Annotated in this window: 17 protein-coding genes; 3 read left to right on the top strand and 14 right to left on the bottom strand. The window is 72.6% G+C overall.

Features of this window, described 5'->3' with window-relative positions; all coding sequences use genetic code 11:
* Positions 1 to 44: 44 nt before the first annotated feature.
* The 7 genes from ABZ567_RS11460 to ABZ567_RS11430 form a co-directional block, all read right to left on the bottom strand.
* Entirely contained in the window at positions 45 to 446 is a 402-nt protein-coding gene (locus ABZ567_RS11460; RefSeq protein WP_360787083.1) for a hypothetical protein, read from the bottom strand.
* Positions 443 to 670, bottom strand: coding sequence for a hypothetical protein (locus ABZ567_RS11455; protein WP_360787080.1), 228 nt, complete (start codon positions 668 to 670; stop codon positions 443 to 445). The genes ABZ567_RS11460 and ABZ567_RS11455 overlap by 4 nt, the downstream gene beginning before the upstream one ends.
* Positions 670 to 2,307: an ABC-F family ATP-binding cassette domain-containing protein gene (locus ABZ567_RS11450; protein WP_360787077.1), complete on the bottom strand. Its 1,638-nt coding sequence runs from the start codon at positions 2,305 to 2,307 to the stop codon at positions 670 to 672. The genes ABZ567_RS11455 and ABZ567_RS11450 overlap by 1 nt, the downstream gene beginning before the upstream one ends.
* 13 nt (positions 2,308 to 2,320) lie before the next feature.
* Positions 2,321 to 2,839, bottom strand: coding sequence for a hypothetical protein (locus ABZ567_RS11445; RefSeq protein WP_360787075.1), 519 nt, complete (start codon positions 2,837 to 2,839; stop codon positions 2,321 to 2,323).
* Between the two features lie 337 nt (positions 2,840 to 3,176).
* A complete protein-coding gene (locus tag ABZ567_RS11440; protein ID WP_360787072.1) occupies positions 3,177 to 3,479 on the bottom strand; it encodes a hypothetical protein in 303 nt (100 codons plus the stop codon).
* Between the two features lie 118 nt (positions 3,480 to 3,597).
* A complete protein-coding gene (locus tag ABZ567_RS11435; RefSeq protein ID WP_360787069.1) occupies positions 3,598 to 4,905 on the bottom strand; it encodes a M14 family metallocarboxypeptidase in 1,308 nt (435 codons plus the stop codon).
* Positions 4,902 to 6,917: a Xaa-Pro dipeptidyl-peptidase gene (locus ABZ567_RS11430; RefSeq protein ID WP_360787066.1), complete on the bottom strand. Its 2,016-nt coding sequence runs from the start codon at positions 6,915 to 6,917 to the stop codon at positions 4,902 to 4,904. The genes ABZ567_RS11435 and ABZ567_RS11430 overlap by 4 nt, the downstream gene beginning before the upstream one ends.
* 224 nt (positions 6,918 to 7,141) lie before the next feature.
* Here ABZ567_RS11430 and ABZ567_RS11425 point away from each other — a divergent pair, with 224 nt between their 5' ends.
* Positions 7,142 to 8,680, top strand: coding sequence for a M1 family metallopeptidase (locus tag ABZ567_RS11425; protein WP_360787063.1), 1,539 nt, complete (start codon positions 7,142 to 7,144; stop codon positions 8,678 to 8,680).
* Positions 8,681 to 8,740: 60 nt separating this feature from the next.
* On the opposite strand, the gene ABZ567_RS11420 is transcribed toward ABZ567_RS11425, so the two are convergent.
* Together ABZ567_RS11420 and ABZ567_RS11415 are read right to left on the bottom strand one after the other, a co-directional pair.
* The gene (locus ABZ567_RS11420) at positions 8,741 to 9,613 is read right to left on the bottom strand and encodes an oxygenase MpaB family protein (RefSeq protein WP_360787060.1); all 873 of its coding nucleotides are present in this window, start codon (positions 9,611 to 9,613) and stop codon (positions 8,741 to 8,743) included.
* 96 nt (positions 9,614 to 9,709) lie between these two features.
* Positions 9,710 to 10,198: a hypothetical protein gene (locus ABZ567_RS11415; protein WP_360787057.1), complete on the bottom strand. Its 489-nt coding sequence runs from the start codon at positions 10,196 to 10,198 to the stop codon at positions 9,710 to 9,712.
* A 170-nt stretch (positions 10,199 to 10,368) separates the two neighbouring features.
* Between ABZ567_RS11415 and sph the strand changes: the two genes are divergently transcribed.
* On the top strand, positions 10,369 to 11,358 hold the full coding sequence (gene sph, locus ABZ567_RS11410) for a sphingomyelin phosphodiesterase (RefSeq protein ID WP_360787055.1): 990 nt from the start codon (positions 10,369 to 10,371) through the stop codon (positions 11,356 to 11,358).
* Positions 11,359 to 11,393: 35 nt separating this feature from the next.
* Here sph and ABZ567_RS11405 read toward each other — a convergent pair whose 3' ends face one another.
* From ABZ567_RS11405 to ABZ567_RS11395, 3 genes are all read right to left on the bottom strand, one after another.
* Positions 11,394 to 11,885 carry a hypothetical protein gene (locus tag ABZ567_RS11405; protein ID WP_360787053.1) on the bottom strand — a complete coding sequence of 164 codons (492 nt, stop codon included), beginning with the start codon at positions 11,883 to 11,885 and terminating at the stop codon, positions 11,394 to 11,396.
* A gap of 83 nt (positions 11,886 to 11,968) precedes the next feature.
* The gene (locus ABZ567_RS11400) at positions 11,969 to 12,466 is read right to left on the bottom strand and encodes a dihydrofolate reductase (RefSeq protein ID WP_360787622.1); all 498 of its coding nucleotides are present in this window, start codon (positions 12,464 to 12,466) and stop codon (positions 11,969 to 11,971) included.
* Positions 12,467 to 12,486: 20 nt separating this feature from the next.
* Entirely contained in the window at positions 12,487 to 13,284 is a 798-nt protein-coding gene (locus ABZ567_RS11395; protein ID WP_360787050.1) for a thymidylate synthase, read from the bottom strand.
* A gap of 202 nt (positions 13,285 to 13,486) precedes the next feature.
* Between ABZ567_RS11395 and ABZ567_RS11390 the strand changes: the two genes are divergently transcribed.
* Complete coding sequence (locus ABZ567_RS11390; RefSeq protein WP_360787047.1) at positions 13,487 to 14,212, top strand: MerR family transcriptional regulator; 726 nt, start codon at positions 13,487 to 13,489, stop codon at positions 14,210 to 14,212.
* Here the strand turns inward: ABZ567_RS11390 and ABZ567_RS11385 are convergent.
* Positions 14,199 to 16,373 carry a 3-hydroxyacyl-CoA dehydrogenase NAD-binding domain-containing protein gene (locus ABZ567_RS11385; RefSeq protein ID WP_360787044.1) on the bottom strand — a complete coding sequence of 725 codons (2,175 nt, stop codon included), beginning with the start codon at positions 16,371 to 16,373 and terminating at the stop codon, positions 14,199 to 14,201. The two genes, ABZ567_RS11390 and ABZ567_RS11385, sit on opposite strands and share 14 nt — an antisense overlap.
* Positions 16,374 to 16,412: 39 nt before the next feature.
* Positions 16,413 to 17,627: an acetyl-CoA C-acetyltransferase gene (locus ABZ567_RS11380; protein WP_360787041.1), complete on the bottom strand. Its 1,215-nt coding sequence runs from the start codon at positions 17,625 to 17,627 to the stop codon at positions 16,413 to 16,415.
* Between the last annotated feature and the right edge of the window lie 21 nt (positions 17,628 to 17,648).

Here is a 17,648-nt window from a genome sequence, read left to right as displayed (position 1 = left end):
CACGGCCCGATGGGCCGTGGCCTCGCCCCATGAGGAGGCTCTCCCTACGGCAGGAAGCGCATGGCCCAGTCGGCGCGGTTGGCGACGGAGAGGTCGTCGTCCTCCGTGAGGGGCTGAAGGAGGGCGCGGGCGGCCTTCGGGTCCGCCTGGACGAGGTCGACGATCTCGGCGGCCAGGCCGTCCTGGTCGTCACCGAGGTCGACGGCCGAGGCGCGGATCAGCGCGGGCAGGGCGTCCGGGCCGCCGATGGCGGCGAGGACACCACCGAGGAGTTCACGGGCGTAGGCGTTCCGCTCGGTCAGGGCACGGTCCAGCTCCGACTGGAGGCGCGGCAGGAGACCGGCGTCGCCCGAGGCCGCGATCTCGTCGGCGAGGTCGATCGTCTCGTCGACGTCCGCGTCCAGATCGTCCAGCATCTCGGTCAGCCGGGTCAGTAGGTCGGTCATGGTGCCTCCTGGAAAACGCCGTCCGCGGGGACGGGGACGGCCGTGGAGCCGTCGACCTCCGCGGCCACGGCCACGTCCTGCGGAAAGCCGTACTCGTACAGTTCACGGCCCGGGTCACCACCGTGCAAGGCGGCGAACGGGCCCTCGGTGGCCCGCCACGGCGTGGCCGCCGACGGGCCGGGGGCCCGCGCTTCCACGGGTCCCCGGCCGAAGGGGACCGCCATCAGAGTTCGGTCACCTTGCCGTCGGCGACCTCGATGCGCCGGGTGGTGCGGACCGCGTCCAGCATGCGCCGGTCATGGGTGACGAGCAGCAGCGTGCCGGTGTACGAGTCGAGTGCGGACTCCAGCTGCTCGATGGCCGGCAGGTCCAGATGGTTGGTCGGCTCGTCGAGGACCAGCAGGTTCACGCCCCGCCCCTGGAGCAGGGCCAGCGCGGCCCGGGTCCGCTCGCCCGGGGACAGGGTGGTGGCGGGCCGCATCACATGGGCGGCCTTGAGGCCGAACTTGGCGAGCAGGGTACGGACCTCGGCGGGCTCCGTGTCGGGCACGGCCGCGCAGAACGCCTCCAGGAGGGTCTCCGTACCGTGGAAGAGCTTGCGGGCCTGGTCGACCTCTCCGACGACGACGCCCGGGCCGAGGTACGCGTCCCCCGCGTCGAGCGGCAGCCGGCCCAGGAGCGCGGCGAGCAGGGTCGACTTCCCGGCGCCGTTGGCCCCGGTGACGGCGACCCGGTCGGCCCAGTCGATCTGGAGGCTGGCGGGACCGAGGCCGAAGTCGCCGCGGCGCACCTCGGCCTCGCGCAGGGTGGCGACGACCGAGCCGGAGCGCGGCGCGGCCGCGATCTCCATGCGCAGCTCCCACTCCTTGCGGGGCTCGTCGACGACGTCGAGGCGTTCGATCATGCGCTGCGTCTGGCGGGCCTTCGCGGCCTGCTTCTCGCTGGCCTCGCTGCGGGCGTTGCGTCCGAGCTTGTCGCCGTCGGTGGCCTTGCGGCGGGCGTTCCGGACGCCCTTGTCCATCCAGGACCGCTGCATGTGGCCGCGCGCTTCGAGGGCGGCCTTCCGGCCCGCGTACTCGTCGAACTCCTCGCGCGCGTGGCGTCGGGCGGTGTCCCGCTCCTCCAGGTACGCCTCGTAACCGCCGCCGTACAGGGTGATCTGCTGCTGGGCGAGGTCGAGTTCCAGGACCTTGGTGACGGTACGGGTGAGGAACTCGCGGTCGTGGCTGACGACGACCGTCCCCGCCCGAAGCCCCTTCACGAAGGCCTCCAGGCGCTCCAGGCCTTCGAGGTCCAGGTCGTTCGTGGGCTCGTCGAGGAGGAAGACGTCGTAGCGGGAGAGGAGGAGCGAGGCGAGTCCGGCGCGGGCGGCCTGGCCGCCGGAGAGGGAGGTCATCGGCTGGTCGAGGCCGACGGTGAGGCCGAGGGAGTCGGCGACCTCCTCGGCGCGCTCCTCCAGGTCGGCGCCGCCGAGGTCCAGCCAGCGCTCCAGGGTCGTGGCGTACGCGTCGTCGGCGCCGGGCGTGCCGTCGACGAGGCCCTGGGTGGCCTCGTCCATGGCCGCCTGGGCGGCGGCGACGCCGGTGCGCCGGGCGAGGAACTCACCGACGGTCTCCCCGGCGCGCCGCTCCGGCTCCTGCGGGAGGTGGCCGACGGCGGCGGTGGGCGGGGAGAGCCGGAGCTCGCCCTCCTCCGGGGTGTCCATGCCGGCGAGCAGCCGCAGCAGGGTCGACTTGCCGGCGCCGTTGGCGCCGACGAGGCCGATCACGTCGCCGGGGGCGACGACGAGGTCGAGCCCGGCGAAGAGGGTGCGTTCGCCGTGGCCGGCGGCGAGGTCCTTGGCGACGAGGGTTGCAGTCATCAGGGAACGAATTCTAGAGCGTGTCGCAGAGGGTCCTGTCCTGGCAGGTCAGCGCCGGGGCGTCGAGGAGTCGCAGCAGGACGGCCCGGTAGGTCGCGCCGTGGAAGCGGAACGGGCCGACGCCGGGGTAGCCCTCGTGCGCCGGGCCGGCGGTGGGGCCGGTCTGCCAGGCGAAGTCCCGCCAGACGACGTCCTCGCCGTCCTCCCCCGCGCGCTCGACGACGGCCGTGACGGCTCCGCAGCCGGGGTCCCGGCAGTCGGGGCAGGAGTGGATCACCTGGCGGCCGTCCGCGAGCGAGGGGACGGGGTGGAGGAGTCGGCGGACGTCCTCGGCGCGGAGGGTGGGCGGCAGGTCCGCCGCAAGGGGCGAGACCGTGTCGGTGCCGTCGGACTCGTCGAGCCGGTGGAGCAGCGGTCTGCCGTCGACGACGAGGTCGACGTCGACGGGCCGGGGGCGGGGAAAGCCCCCGGGAGGGGCGCCGTGCGGGAGGACGGCGGGGGCGAGGTCGAGGGTCGTGTACGCGGCCGGCATACGGCCAAGCATTCCCCGGCCGACGGCCCCGTTCCATGGCTGGGCCGTCCCGGAAATGTACCGATCCCGGTACGGGGCAGGTCGGCGCGAGTGGCGGGACCGGCGCGGGGGCCGGTCTCGGCGGCAGGCCGGGTTCCCGCCGCACCGCCCGGGGGGCGTGGCGGGGCCGAGGTGCGCCCGCCCGGGGTCCGGGCGGGTTCCCGTCTCGCCGCCCGGGGGCGCGTGGCGGCGCTGAGACGCTCCCACCCGGGGTCCGGGCGGGTTCCCGTCTCGCCGCCCGGGGGGCGCGGGGCGGGGCGGGCCGGTCTCGGCGATCGGCTCCGCCCCGCGGACGTCGCTACTTCCAGAGCGGCGGCCTGTTGTTGTTCTCCGCGTCGGCGCACTGGCGGGCGCGCCGCTCGAGGGCGTCGGCGCGGGCGATGGCCTTGCGGGCCTCCGTCGTGGCACCGAGGCGCTTGAGCTGGGCGGCCCGGTCGCGCTCCTTGCGGGCGTCGGCCCTCAGCTTGTCGACGTTGCAGGTGATCGTGCCGGCGGCGGCGGGCTCGGCGGTCACCGTCTGGCCGAGCAGCACGCCCCCTGCGAGCAGCGTCGTGGCGAGCAGCGACGTCAGGGTGCGACGTGCGGTCTGCGTGTTGCGCATGGTGGTTCTCCAACTTCCAGGCCGTGACGACCCGTTCGAGGCATGGTCAGTACCGGTGGGTAACTTTACCTCGGCAAACATCGGGTTCACGCCATCACGACCCCGCGGCGCATGATCGTCAACACCTCTCCACAGGACTCCCACTGACGAGGTGATAGGTCGCCCGCGCGTCCAGGAGCAGGGGGACGAGCGCGCGCTGCGACTGACGCAGCGGCACGAACACTCCCGCGCCCCGGGGGCGCACGGTGACGCCGTGCAGGGCGAGTTCGTCGCCCACGTCGGCGTACTGGGCGGCGTCGAGGCGGTAGCCGCACGCCGGGTCGGCGATGATCTCCCCGGGCTCCGGCGGATCGTTGTCGGCGCCCCCGAGGTAGACCGGCCCCCGGTCGGCGAAGCCGGTGAGCCGGGCGGCGGCGGTGGCCGCCGTGAGCGGTCCGCGCCGCTCCTCGACGTAGGCGAAGGCGCCTTCCAGAGCGGCGTGCTGAGTGGCGACCCGGCGCCGGTGATTGCGTGCGGGATCGGTCTGCTCGGCCTCGTCGAGCGCGTCCACCCGGGTCTCGACGAGCAGACCCGCGGAGTGCTTGATGCCCGCCGTGTTGCGCAGGATCCGCTCCTGGCCGTCGCCGGCGACCTGCTTGAGCGGCTTGCCGGTGAGGGGGTCGGTCCAGATGCCGTAGATGCCGCTGCTGTAGCCCGCGAGCCCGGCGGCGGGCCTGACGTAGGCCTCGGACAGGGTCCGGGACTCGTCGTGGACGTGCGGGTCCGCGTCGAGGCTGCGCGGCCAGAGGGCGAGCAGGTCCTTGTCGTAGTAGCGGGGGGTGGCACCGTACTCGTGCAGGTCGTAGACGAGTGCCGGGCGCCGGTCGCGGATGACGGCGGCGACCGCCCGCGCCTCGGCGGTCCGCAGCGCGATGTGGTCGCGGTTGACGTCGACGCCGTCGCCGTTGCCCCTGGTGTCGGCCTCCCGGCCGTCGGGGTTGGCGGTGGGGACGACGAGGAGGGTGGTCCGGGCGAGGAAGTGCCGGGTCTCCCGGTCCTGGGCGTGGGCGAGGTCGCGCACCGTGCTCAGACAGGCCTCGCGGCCGGCCGGCTCGTCGCCGTGCTGACTGCAGACGAGCAGCACGGTGGTGCGGCCCGTGCCGAGGGTGACGAGCCGGAGCGGACGGCCCTGCGCGGTGGTGCCGATCACGCGCAGCGCCACCCGCTCGCTCGCCCGGTCGACGGCCGCCAGGAAGTCCCGCTCCTCGGCCTCGGTGGTCCATCGCGCACCTCGGGTCGCCTCGAAACCGGTGCGGGGCGGCGGCTTCGCGGGAGCGCTGTCCGCGGCCTTGGCGGGAACGGTGACGAGCGGCAGGGCGAGCGCCGCGGCGCCCGCCACGAGGGCGAGGGCGCGCCGCGAACTCCGGAGCGCGGTGGGGGGCTTCATCGGGTGGCTCCTGCTCCGGGAAGGCGCGGACCCGTCACGGCGACCGACGGTTCGGCGCCGCTCGGGGACGGTACGGCGGAGGGCGACGGCACGATCGGGGGCGGCCCGGAGGTGGCCCGCCCGAAGGCCGCGGCACCGCCGACAAGCGGCAGCTCGGCCCAGGTGCGGGCGAGGTCGAGGGTCAGGGTCGGGGTGGTCGACGGGGGGTCGAGGAGGCCCTCGTCGGTGCCGGCGACGATCAGCGCGAGCCGGTGTCCGGCCGGGACGACATGGTCGGTGGCGGCGAGGTCCAGGGTCATCGTGTACGCCCTGCCGGGGGTCAGCGGGCGCTCCTTGTCCGGGTCGGCCCAGGTGCCGAGGTCGGCCCATCCCCGGCTGACGACCGTGTGGCCGACGTCCGCCGTAAGGGCCTCGGTCTCCTTGAAGCAGGCGCTGCCGCCGGGGGCGCTCGCGCCCCAGCAGGTACGGGCGGTGAGGGTGGTGATGCCTTCGCCGGGGGCTCCGTAGTCGCGGATCGTGTCGGGGCCCAGGTCGACGAGGACGGCGGAGAGGTGTGCGGTGGCGGTGCTCGGGGTGGCCGTGAGCGTCACCTTCGAGGAGCCGGAGATCCGCAGGTCGCGGGAGAGGGGCCGGGTGACGAATCCGGCCTTCTCCGGGGTCGCGCTGTCGATCCGGGCCGCCCAGTCGAGTTCGCCGAGGCCCGGGTCGTCGGTGAAGGTCGCGGTGGAGCCGGGGGCGGCGGGGGCGCGGCCGAGGACGCCGGGTCCCGCCGGGGCACCGGGAGCGGGCCGCAGGGTGGTGGCCTCGGTGGCGCGCGGCGGCCAGTGCCGGTCGGTGGTCCAGCGGTCCGGGGCGCGCTCGATGTCGGCGACCGGCTCGCGGTCGATGCCGTTCTCGTATCCGAGGAGGTAGTGGTCGAACCAGCGGTGCAGGGTGCGGACCCAGTCGGCGCGGCGGAAGTCGAAGGGGTCGACGTGGCCGGTCTGGGAGAGCCAGATCTTCCGCTCGACGCCGTGGGCGGCGAGCGCGTCCCACCACTGGCCGAACTGTCCGGCGCGCACGTTGAGGTCCTGCTGTCCGTGCACGACGAAGACGCTCGCCTCGACCTTCCCCGCGTTCCGCACGTGGTCGCGCTCGGTCCAGGTCGGGGTCCGGTCACCGCTGTAGGGGGTGCCGGCGGCGATACGGTCCTGGACGGTGCCGCAGCGGGCCCGCGCCTCGGGGCTGTTGACGTACTCGGAGAGCCAGCTCGGGTTGGCGTCGTAGAGGGGGGCGCCCTGGGAGTGGAAGTAGTCGTACCAGGAGGAGATGGCGCCGATCGGGACGATCGTCTTCAGTCCTTCGACGCCGGTGGCGGCGACGCCGTTGGCGACGGTGCCGTCCCAGCTCTTGCCGATCATGCCGACGTTCCCGGTGCTCCAGGTGGTGGCGCGGGCCCGGGTGTCTCCCGTGCGGGAGGTGTAACCGCGGGCCCGGCCGTTCAGCCAGTCGACGACGGCTTTGGCCGACTGGACGTCGGAGCGCCCGCCGACGTCGTCGCAGCCGTCGGAGCGGGTGGTGCCGGCGAGGTCGACGGCGGCGAACGCGTATCCCCGGGGGACGAAGAAGTTGTCGTAGAAGAGGGGGAACTGGACGGGGTTGCCGTCGGCGTCGTAGGTCTTCTTCTGTCCCTCGTTGCCGCGTCCGCAGCAGGCGTAGTAGGGGCTGGCGTCCATGATGACCGGGATCTTCCGGTCGGCGGCGGCGGGCTCCCGGGGGCGCACGATGTCGACGGCGACCCGGTCCGCGCGCCCGTCGCCGTCGCCGTCGAGTCCGGTGTCGACCCAGACGGACTCGCGGATGGCGTCGGCGTACGAGTGGACGGGCCGGGATTCGCGAGGGGAGGGCGCGGTGGGCGCCGGCAGTGCGCCCGCCGGGGAGACCAGGGTCGCGAGCAGGGCGGCGGTGGCCGCGGCCACGAGGGGTCCGTACGGCAGTCGGGCTCCGCGGGTTCTCCGCGTTCGCATCGGCATGGGCGGGAACGTACCCCGGTCAACTCCCGGGCAAAAGAGTGCCGCAGGGAATCAGGGGTGATGCGGGGTGATCCCGGAGACGGGCGGGTCCATGTCGGCCGAATGGCGATCGTGTGACAGGGGGTCCTCTGGACGTGACGGTGCGTCGAGGGCTGAATAGTGTCCGGACCAAGGACCGACGCACACCCACGCGTCTTACGTTTCTTATGACTTGGGGAGCACCTGTGCACCGCAGAATCATCGTTCCGAGCGCCCTCGCGGCCGCCCTGCTGCTGGCGATCCCGGCATCGGCGGCCGACTACGTCCCCGGGGCCCCGGGCATCGGCGACTCCTACTACCCCACCAGCGGCAACGGAGGCTACGACGTCTCCCACTACGACCTGCGCCTGACGTACCAGCCCGCCACCGACCTCCTGGAGGGCACGGCGACGATCCTCGCCACGACGAAGCAGAACCTGTCCCGGTTCAACCTCGACCTCGGCCTGAAGGTCAGCGAGGTCCGGGTCAACGGGCGCCTCGCGAGGTTCACCACCTCGGGCGCCCACGAACTGGAGGTCACCCCGGCCACCCCGCTGGAGAGGAACAAGGCGATCTCGGTCGTCGTCCGCTACGCGGGCAAGCCCTCCGAGGTGAAGATCGACGGCTGGACCGCCTGGGCCCGCACCCCGGACGGCGGTGTCGCCGCGCAGGAGCCGGATTCGGCCGTCTGGTGGTTCCCGTCCAACGACCACCCGCTCGACAAGGCCACCTTCGACGTCTCCGTCTCGGTGCCGGACGGCCACCAGGCCATCAGCAACGGCGTGCTGCAGTCGCAGTCCTCGCGCCTCGGCCGGACCCGCTTCAACTGGCGCTCGAACAAGCCGCAGGCGACGTATCTGGCCACGCTCGCCGTCGGCAGGTTCGACATCACGACGGACAGGACGGCGAACGGGCTGCCCGTCCTGAACGCGTACAGCAAGGACCTCGGCGACAACGACGGCGCCGCGCGCGCCTCGGTCGAGCGTACGACCGAGGTCGCCGAGTGGCTGGAAGGGGTCTTCGGACCGTACCCCTTCAACGCCCTCGGCGGGTACGTGCCGAACGTGACGAGCGGCTTCGCCCTGGAGACGCAGACCCGCCCGTTCTACAGCCCGCGGCAGTTCGCCCACGGCGCGAACGTGTCGGTGGTCGTCCACGAGCTGGCGCACCAGTGGTACGGCGACAGCGTGTCCGTCCGCGACTGGAAGGACATCTGGGTCAACGAGGGCTTCGCCCGCTACAGCCAGTGGCTCTGGTCGGAGAAGGAGGGCGAGGGCACGGCCCAGGAGCTCGCGGACTACGTGTACGCCCTCCGGACGGCCGAGGACCCGTTCTGGACGGTGAAGCCGGGTGACCCGGGACCCGAGAACCAGTTCCACATCGCGGTCTACGACCGGGGAGCGCTGGCGCTCCAGGCGCTGCGCAACGAGATCGGCGACGAGGACTTCTTCGCGATCCTGAAGGGCTGGCCGCAGGAGTTCGCCCACGGCAACGCGCGGGTCTCCGACTTCGTGCGGTACGCGGAGCGGGTCTCCGGCAAGCCACTGGCCGGGCTCTTCGACACCTGGCTGTACCAGCCGTCGAAGCCGTCCGCGTCGACGGCGGCCGCGGCCGGGCTGTCCGCCCCCGCCGCGCGGTCCACCGCTCGGGCGACGACGCCGGTGAAGCCGGCGCAGCCCAGGTCGTGGAAGAAGATCGCCGAGACGAACACGATCCACCAGACCGGGGAGCGCCACGGGCACTGAGCGGTACGAGACCGGGGAGCGACCGGGCTCCGATCCGTGCGGGACGCCCGGGGCCGTCCGTCAGCGCGAGGCGCGGCGGGCGGCCTCGCGTGCTCGGCGGGCCTGCGGGAGGTAGCGCAGCCGCTCCGGCAGTACGGGAACCACGACCCGGACGACACGGGCGAACCGGCGCAGGACGCGTTCCTGCGCGTCGGTCCACTCCAGACCGATGGCCTCCCGGGCGTCCGGTGGCATCAGGCCCACGGTGAGGAAGGCCCGCAGCCCCAGGAACGGGCGGCGCAGGACGGGCCAGAGCAGCCGGCAGGCGAGCCTGAGGGGCAGGGGGCCGCGGTCCGGGGCGGGCACCGGCTGGTCGGGATCGAGCAGTTCCCGGACGACGACGGTCGCCTCCAGCTCGTCCGCCAGGACCTTCCGGTAGTACGGCCAGAACTCCTCGATCGTCTGCGGCATGTCCCGGTCGTGGATGCCGAGGATCCGGCCGACCTGGAGCCACTCCGCGTACAGCTGCCGTTCCTGCGCCTCGGTGAGGGGACGGGCGAGCAGGCTCAGGCCCCGGGTGTAGACGGGGAAGCCGGTCGCGTGGACCCATGAGTAGTAGGCGGGGGTGAGGGCGTGGTAGCGGCGGCCGTGGGCGTCGGTGCCCTGGATCGTGCGGTGCAGTTCCCGCAGACGGCGCCCTTCCCGTGCGGCGTCCTCGCCGCCGTAGATCCACAGCTGGAGCGAGCGCAGGGAGCGTTCGCCGCGGCCCCAGGGGTCGGTCCGGAAGACGGAGTGCGCGTCCACGCCGGCGCCGATCGCCGGGTGCGCGACCTGCATGGTGAGGGCGGCGGGCAGCATCAGGAGCGCCCGGATGTCACCGGCGACGCTCCACAGCACGCCGCCGACGGGCGGCGGAACGGGGTCGGCGGGGTCGCTGGGGTTCACGTGTTCCACGGGGGCTCTCCTCACCTCCAGAGTGCACCCACGACGAAGGGGCCGTCACCCGGATCCTGCGACCCCGGGTGACGGCCCCCTCCGGGGACGCACGGATCAGACGCGGTCGGCGCCGACCGGCTCGCCGACGATACGGGCGGCGAGGGCGTGGGCCCAGGCGTCGACGTCCGCGGTGAGCTCGCGCTCGGCGGCGGCGCGCTCGGAGGCGATCTTCTGGGCACCGGCGGCGAGGATCGCGTCCCGCTCGGCGCTGCCCTCGGCGCGGGCGGCGGCGATGGCGACCGAGCCCTCCTCGACGGCCTTGGAGCGGATACGGGCCGCGTCGTGGCGGGCCTCGGCGAGCTCGGCCTCGTACTGCTCACGGATCTGCGTGGCCTCGGCGCGCAGGCCGTCGGCGCGGTCGGTGCCGCCCTCGATGGCGTCCTCGCGGGCGTCGAGGGTGCGACGGATCTTGGGCAGGATGCCCTTCGCAAGGAGGAGGAAGGTGAGCCCGAACAGAACCGCGCCGAGGATGAGCTCGGCCAGGACGGGGTTGAGCGGACCGAGGTCCATGTTGAAGATCTGTGAGTTGCTCGCGAGGGTCATGCGCGCATTCTACCTGGATAAAAACACCACAAATCAGACAGTGGCGGGAGAGTTGGTGCGCTTGTGCGGGCCCGGCAAGATTCCCGGCATCCAAAGGCTACCGGAAGGTAACCACGGCTGATTGTATGTGCGGCGCAAGGTCAACCCCCCACCCTCTTTTGGGAGTTCACGTGTCGTTCGCCGCGCTTCGCCGTGCCCCAGGCGCCGCACTTTCACTCGCCCTCGCCGCCGCCACCGTGGCGGCGACCGCGCCCGGCGCGACCGCGGCCCCCGCCGTGGCCGCCGAGGCCCCCCGGCTGAAGGTGCTCTCGTACAACGCGTTCCTCTTCTCCAAGAACCTGTACCCGAACTGGGGGCAGGACCACCGGGCCGCGGCGATCCCCGCCGCCTCCTTCTTCCAGGGGCAGGACGTCGTCGTCCTCCAGGAGGCCTTCGACAACTCCGCGTCGGACGCGCTCAAGGCGAACGCCGCCGGCCGGTACCCGCACCAGACCCCGGTCGTGGGCCGCGGCAAGAGCGGCTGGGACGCGACCGGCGGGGCGTACTCCGCGACGACGCCCGAGGACGGCGGAGTGACGATCCTCAGCAAGTGGCCGATCGTCCGCAAGGAGCAGTACGTCTACAAGGACGCCTGCGGCGCCGACTGGTACTCGAACAAGGGCTTCGCGTACGCCGCCCTGGACGTGAACGGCAGTCGGGTGCACGTCGTCGGCACCCACGCCCAGTCGACCGACCCGGGCTGCTCGGCGGGCGAGGCGGCGCAGATGCGCAGCCGCCAGTTCAAGGCGCTCGACGCCTTCCTCGACGCCAAGAACATCCCGGCGAACGAGCAGGTGATCGTCGCCGGTGACATGAACGTCGACTCGCACACGCCCGAGTACGGCACGATGCTCGCCGACGCGGGCCTGGCGGGGGCCGACGCCCGCACCGGCCACCCGTACTCCTTCGACACCGACCTCAACTCGATCGCCTCGGAGCGCTACCCGGACGACCCGCGCGAGGACCTCGACCACGTCCTCTTCCGCGCCGGGAACGCCCGCCCCGCCGACTGGACCAACCACGTGGTCCTGGAGCGGAGCGCTCCGTGGACGGTCTCCAGCTGGGGTACGCGGTACACGTACACCAACCTCAGCGACCACTACCCGGTGCTCGGGTACTGACCTCTCCGGACCGACGACCGGCGGCGGGCGCGGGCTCAGTACCCGGACCGGCCGAAGAGGCTGTAGAGCCAGGCACCGAGGACCCCGGCGACACAGAGCAGCACGAAGAACGAACCCAGGCTCGTGTGCCGCCCCTTGCGGGGCCGGCCGGGCCGGGCGGCGCGTGCCGCCCGACCCGGCCTCCCCTGCTTCCCGGTCGATCGCGCGCGTCCCGCCCCGGCCGGAACCGGCTCGGCGACGGCGGCGACGTCGGCGAGGAGGCTCCGGCAGACCGCCGCCAGCTCCGCCGTCCCGGCGGTCAGATCCACGACCACCTCGGTCCGGGCCGGGGCCGTGGTCCCCCCGTCGAGGAGCCGCCCCGCCCTCAGCAACGCCTGGTCCTTGCCCCCGGTCGGCCCGAGACTGATCCAGCGCCGCACATGCTCGCCCCGGATCACCACACCACCACCCCGCTCCCGGTAGACGGTGTGCTCCCGCCACAGAACCCCGGCCAACTCGTCGGCCGTCTCCTTGAGTTGCGCGTACATCGGCCCCCTGCTCTCCCGAACCCCCCGGTCCGATCAGCGGCAGACTCTAGCGCCGCCCCTCGGCCGGGTGCGCGGTGGGGTCCTCAGGTGCGGGTGTAATGGCGGATCCGGTAGCGGAGGGCTGTGGTGGAGTCCTGCCAATCCGTGTCCGCCGTGAGCTGCCAGGTCGGGTCGAGCGGCGGGGCGTAGGTGTCGCCGGTGATCGGGGTGTCCACCTCGGTCACCGAGAGCGTGGTGGCGTGGGGCAGGGCCGCGCGGTAGATCTCGCCTCCGCCGATCACCCACGTCGTCGTCGTGCCGGTCGGCTCGGTCGCGAGCCGCAGGGCCGTCTCGATGGACTCGGCGCGCTCCGCGCCCTCGGCCGTCCAGTGCGGGTCGCGCGTCACCACGATGTTGCGCCGGCCGGACAGCGGGCGGAAGCGCGCGGGCAGCGAGTCCCAGGTCTTGCGGCCCATGATCACGGGGTGGCCGAGGGTGGTCGCCTTGAAGTGCGCCATGTCCTCGGGAAGGCGCCACGGGATCGCGTTCGCCGCGCCGATCACGCCCTCGCGGGTCTGCGCCCAGATCAGCCCGACGGACATGCCGCCGTTCGCGCCGGTGCTCATACCGCTACCTGGGCCTTGATCGCCGGGTGGTGGCGGTAGTCCACGACCTCCACGTCGGCGTAGGCGTACTCGAACAGCGAGTCGACCTTGTGGAGGCGCAGCTCCGGGAAGTCGAACGGGGTGCGCGAGAGCTGCTCGGTGACCTGCCGCACGTGGTTGTCGTAGATGTGGCAGTCGCCGCCGGTCCAGATGAAGTCGCCCGGTTCGAGCCCCGTCTGCTGCGCCACCATGTGGGTGAGCAGGGCGTAACTCGCGATGTTGAAGGGGACGCCGAGGAACAGGTCCGCGCTGCGCTGGTACAGCTGGCAGGAGAGCCTGCCGTCGGCGACGTAGAACTGGAAGAAGGCGTGGCACGGGGCCAGTGCCATCCGGTCCAGTTCGGCGACGTTCCAGGCGGAGACGATCATCCGGCGGGAGTCGGGGTCGTCGCGCAGGGTGTCGAGGACCTGGCTGATCTGGTCGATGTGCCGGCCGTCGGGCGTCGGCCAGGACCGCCACTGCACGCCGTAGACCGGGCCGAGCTCGCCGTCCGCGTCGGCCCACTCGTTCCAGATGCTGACGCCGTGCTCCTGCAGCCAGCCGACGTTCGAGTCGCCGCGGAGGAACCACAGGAGCTCGTACACGATGGACTTGAGGTGCACCTTCTTGGTGGTGACCAGCGGGAACCCCTGGGAGAGGTCATAGCGGAGCTGGTGCCCGAAGACACTCCGGGTGCCGGTCCCGGTCCGGTCGGCCTTGGCCGTCCCGGAGGTGAGCACCAGTCGCAACAGGTCTTCGTACTGTGTATCCGCCACGGACGTCGAGTCTACTGCCGACCCGGGGCCGACCCGTACCCGCGCCCTTTTACAGCGATGGTGAGACAGCAATACTGTTCAAGCGACCCGGACCGGCGGGTCGACCGCGCGGGAAGTGAGGGCACCTCGGATGGGCGTCGGGAGCGGCGGGGGGGACGTGCCGGGTGGGGACGTGCCGGGTGGGGACGTGACGGCGAATGGCGTGACGGCTGGCGACGTGCCGACCTACACCGTCGACGAGCTGGCCGCGCGGGCCGGGGTCACCGTACGGACCGTGCGGTTCTACGGGACCCGGGGGCTGCTGCCGCCGCCCGTGATCGGGGCGCGGCGCGTCGGCCACTACGGCCCGGGGCACCTGTCGCGGCTCGCGCTCATCGAGGAGCTCCAGCGGCAGGGCATGACGCTGGCGGCGATCGAACGGTACGTGGAGCAGCTGCCGCCCGATCTCAGCGCCCAGGACCTCGCCATCCACCGGGCCCTTGTGGCCTCGTGGGCGCCCGAGTCGGCCGAGGTCATCACCCGGCGCGACCTGGAGCGGCGCGCCGGGCGGGCACTGACGGAACAGGACGTCGACCGGCTGGCGGCGATGGGCGTCCTCGACCGGACCGGTGACGCCGACGCCTTCCGGCTCGACGGCGCGCTCCTGCGGCTCGGCGTGGAGCTCCTGGACGTGCCGATCGAGCACGAGACGATCCTCGCCTCCCGCACCGTGCTCCTCGAACACGCCCGCGCCGCCGCCCAGGAGCTGTCCCGGCTCTTCCAGGAGCAGGTGTGGAGCCCGTACCGGGAGAGCGGCGAGGACCCGGACCACCTGACCGCGATGAAGTCGCTGTCGGCGCACATGCAGCCGATGGTGGTCCAGGCCCTCGTCACCGCCTTTCAGCGCTCGCTGAGCGAGGAGCTGAGGGCCGCGTTCAGGAGTCGCTGAAGACCTCGCCCCGGTCCGCCTTCCGCACCAGGAGGGCCGGCGGCTCGAACCGCTCCCCGTAGGTGGCCGCCAGCTCGCGGGCGCGGGTCACGAAGCCGGCGACACCGCCCTCGTAACCGTTGACGTACTGAAGGACGCCGCCGGTCCAGGCCGGGAAGCCGATGCCCAGGATGGAGCCGATGTTGGCGTCGGCGACCGAGGTCAGGACGCCCTCCTCCAGGAGCCGGACGGTGTCCAGGGCCTCGGCGAAGAGCATCCGCTCCTGCATGTCGCGGAACGGGATCTCGTGTCCGGGCTTGGCGAAGTGCTCGCGCAGACCGGGCCAGAGCCTGCCGCGCTTGCCGTCCTCCCCGTACTCGTAGAAGCCCGCGCCGCCGCTGCGTCCGGGCCGGCCGAACTCGTCGACCATGCGGTCGATCACGGCCTCGCCGGGGTGGGTGGTCCAGGTCCCGCCGGCCTCCTCGACCGCCCGCCTGCTCTCGTTGCGGATCTTGCGGGGCAGGGTCAGGGTCAGCTCGTCCATCAGGGAGAGGACCTTAGCCGGGTAGCCCGCCTGGGCGGCGGCCTGCTCGATCGAGGCGGGCTCGATGCCCTCGCCGAGCATGGCGACGCCCTCGTTGATGAAGTGGCCGATCACCCGGGAGGTGAAGAAGCCGCGCGAGTCGTTGACGACGATCGGCGTCTTGTTGATCTGCCGGACCAGGTCGAACGCGCGGGCCAGGGCCTCGTCGCCGGTCCGCTCGCCCCTGATGATCTCGACGAGCGGCATCTTGTCGACGGGCGAGAAGAAGTGCAGGCCGATGAAGTCGGCCTGGCGCTCCACACCCTCGGCGAGGACGGAGATCGGCAGGGTGGAGGTGTTGGAGCAGAGCAGGGCGTCGGGGGCGACGACGGCCTGGATCTCTTGGAAGACCTTGTGCTTGAGCGCGGTGTCCTCGAAGACCGCCTCGATGACGGCGTCGCAGCCCGCGAGGTCGCGGACCTCGGCGGTCGGGGTGATCCGGGCCAGGAGCGCGTCGGCCTTGTCCTGGGTGGTGCGGCCGCGGGACACGGCCTTGGCGCAGAGCGCCTCGGAGTAGGCCTTGCCCTTGGCGGCGGACTCGGCGGAGACGTCCTTGAGGACGACCTCGATGCCGGCGCGGGCGCAGGAGTACGCGATGCCGGCGCCCATCATGCCGGCGCCGAGGACGGCGACCCTGCGGACCTGGCTCCGCGCGATGTCCTTCGGGCGGCTCGCCCCCGAGTTCACGGCCTGGAGGTCGAAGAAGAAGGCCTGGATCATGTTCTTCGCGTTCTGGCCGACGACCAGCTCGGTGAAGTAGCGGGACTCGATGGTGAGCGCGGTCTCGAAGTCGACCTGGGAGCCCTCGACGGCGGCGGCCATGATGGCGCGCGGCGCCGGGTAGGGCGCGCCGGCCAGCTGCTTGCGGAGGTTGGCCGGGAAGGCCGGCAGGTTGGCGGCGAACTTCGGGTTCGACGGGGTGCCGCCCGGGATCCGGTGGCCGGGGACGTCCCAGGGCTGCCGGGACTCGGGGTGCGCGTCGATGAAGGCGATGGCCTTGGCCATCATCTCCTCGGGGGTGGCGGCCACGGCGTCGACGAGCCCGTTCTCCAGGGCGCGCCGCGGGTTGTACTGGGTGCCCTGGAGCAGCACCTTGAGCAGGGCGTCGGTGATGCCCATGAGGCGTACGGTGCGGGCGACGCCGCCGCCGCCCGGCAGCAGGCCGAGGGTGACCTCGGGCAGGCCGATCTTGGAGCCGGGGGCGTCGAGCGCGACGCGGTGGTGGGAGGCGAGCGCGATCTCGTAGCCGCCGCCGAGCGCGGCTCCGTTGATGGCGGCGACGACGGGCTTGCCGAGGGTCTCGATGCGGCGCAGCGCCCGCTTCATCTCGATGGCGGCGTCGAAGATGCCCTGGGCGTGCTCGGGGCCCGCCTGGACCATGTCCTTGAGGTCGCCGCCCGCGAAGAAGGTCTTCTTGGCGGAGGTGTAGATGATGCCGCGGATGGAGTCCTTCTCGGCCTCCACGCGGTCGGCGACGGCGATGATCGAGGCCCGGAAGGCCTGGTTCATGGTGTTGGCGGACTGGTCGGGGTCGTCCAGGACGAGGGTGACGATCCCGGTCGCGTCCTGCTCCCAGCGGATGGTGGTGCTCTCGCTCATGGCTGATGCTTCTCCGTTTGAGGGGTTCGGACGGGACGGTCAGACGCGCTCGACGACGGTGGCGATGCCCATGCCGCCGCCCACGCAGAGGGTGGCGAGGCCGTAGCGCTTGTCCTGCCGCTCCAGTTCGTCGACGAGGGTGCCGAGGATCATCGCGCCGGTGGCGCCGAGCGGGTGGCCGAGCGCGATGGCTCCGCCGTTGACGTTGACCTTGTCCAGGGAGATCCCCATGTCCTTGACGAAGCGGAGGACGACGGCGGCGAAGGCCTCGTTGATCTCGATCAGGTCGATGTCGTCGATGGTGAGTCCGGCCTTGGCGAGCGCCTTGCGGGTCGCGGGGGCGGGGCCGGTGAGCATGATGGTGGGCTCGGAGCCGGAGACGGCGGCGGAGACGATCCGGGCGCGCGGCGCCAGCCCGTACCGCTCACCGACCTCCTTCGAACCGATGGCGACGAGGGAGGCGCCGTCGACGATGCCGGAGGAGTTGCCCGCGTGGTGGACGTGGTCGATCTCCTCGACCCAGTGGTACTTCTGCAGCGCCACGGCGTCGAAGCCGCCGAGTTCGCCGATGTCGGCGAAGGAGGGCTTGAGGCGGGCGAGGGAGTCGGCGGTGGTGCCGGGGCGCAGGTGCTCGTCGTGGTCGAGGACGACGAGTCCGCTGCGGTCGAGGACGGGGACGACGGAGCGGGCGAAGCGCCCGTCCTTCCAGGCCGTGGCGGCCCGCTCCTGGGAGAGTTCCGCGTACTCGTCGACGTCACGGCGGGTGAAGCCCTCGATGGTGGCGATGAGGTCGGCGCCGATGCCCTGCGGGACGAAGTTGGTGTCGAGGTTCGTCATCGGGTCGGAGAACCAGGCGCCGCCGTCGGAGGCCATCGGCACCCGGGACATGGACTCGACGCCGCCGGCGAGGACGAGGTCCTCCCAGCCGGAGCGGACCTTCATCGCGGCCATGTTGACCGCTTCGAGGCCGGAGGCACAGAAGCGGTTCTCCTGGACGCCGGCGACGGTGTCGGGGAGCCCGGCGGCGATGGCGGCGATCCGGGCGATGTCGGAGCCCTGGTCGCCGACCGGGCCGACGACGCCGAGGACGATGTCGTCGATCGCGGCCGGGTCGAGGTCGGGGTTGCGGGTCTGGATCTCCCGGATGAGGCCGACGACGAGGTCGATGGGCTTGGTGCCGTGCAGGGAGCCGTTGGCCTTGCCGCGTCCGCGCGGGGTGCGGATCGCGTCGTACACGTACGCTTCGGTGCTCACGGGAAGCCTTTCACGATGAGG

The organism is Streptomyces sp. NPDC016459, assembly GCF_040632845.1.
Taxonomy (GTDB): Bacteria; Actinomycetota; Actinomycetes; order Streptomycetales; family Streptomycetaceae; genus Streptomyces.
Note: the sequence above shows the minus strand (reverse complement) of the source record. Positions and strands in the feature narration are given on the sequence as shown.

Coding starts and splice junctions, on each gene's coding strand:
- ABZ567_RS11415 (WP_360787057.1), bottom strand. CDS start 10,198: ATGACCCTCGCGAGCAACTCACAGATCTTCAACATGGACCTCGGTCCG.
- ABZ567_RS11445 (WP_360787075.1), bottom strand. CDS start 2,839: ATGCCGGCCGCGTACACGACCCTCGACCTCGCCCCCGCCGTCCTCCCG.
- ABZ567_RS11405 (WP_360787053.1), bottom strand. CDS start 11,885: ATGTACGCGCAACTCAAGGAGACGGCCGACGAGTTGGCCGGGGTTCTG.
- ABZ567_RS11435 (WP_360787069.1), bottom strand. CDS start 4,905: ATGAAGCCCCCCACCGCGCTCCGGAGTTCGCGGCGCGCCCTCGCCCTC.
- ABZ567_RS11430 (WP_360787066.1), bottom strand. CDS start 6,917: ATGCCGATGCGAACGCGGAGAACCCGCGGAGCCCGACTGCCGTACGGA.
- ABZ567_RS11385 (WP_360787044.1), bottom strand. CDS start 16,373: ATGAGCGAGAGCACCACCATCCGCTGGGAGCAGGACGCGACCGGGATC.
- ABZ567_RS11400 (WP_360787622.1), bottom strand. CDS start 12,466: ATGTCCGTCGGGCTGATCTGGGCGCAGACCCGCGAGGGCGTGATCGGC.
- ABZ567_RS11455 (WP_360787080.1), bottom strand. CDS start 670: ATGGCGGTCCCCTTCGGCCGGGGACCCGTGGAAGCGCGGGCCCCCGGC.
- ABZ567_RS11440 (WP_360787072.1), bottom strand. CDS start 3,479: ATGCGCAACACGCAGACCGCACGTCGCACCCTGACGTCGCTGCTCGCC.
- ABZ567_RS11460 (WP_360787083.1), bottom strand. CDS start 446: ATGACCGACCTACTGACCCGGCTGACCGAGATGCTGGACGATCTGGAC.
- ABZ567_RS11450 (WP_360787077.1), bottom strand. CDS start 2,307: ATGACTGCAACCCTCGTCGCCAAGGACCTCGCCGCCGGCCACGGCGAA.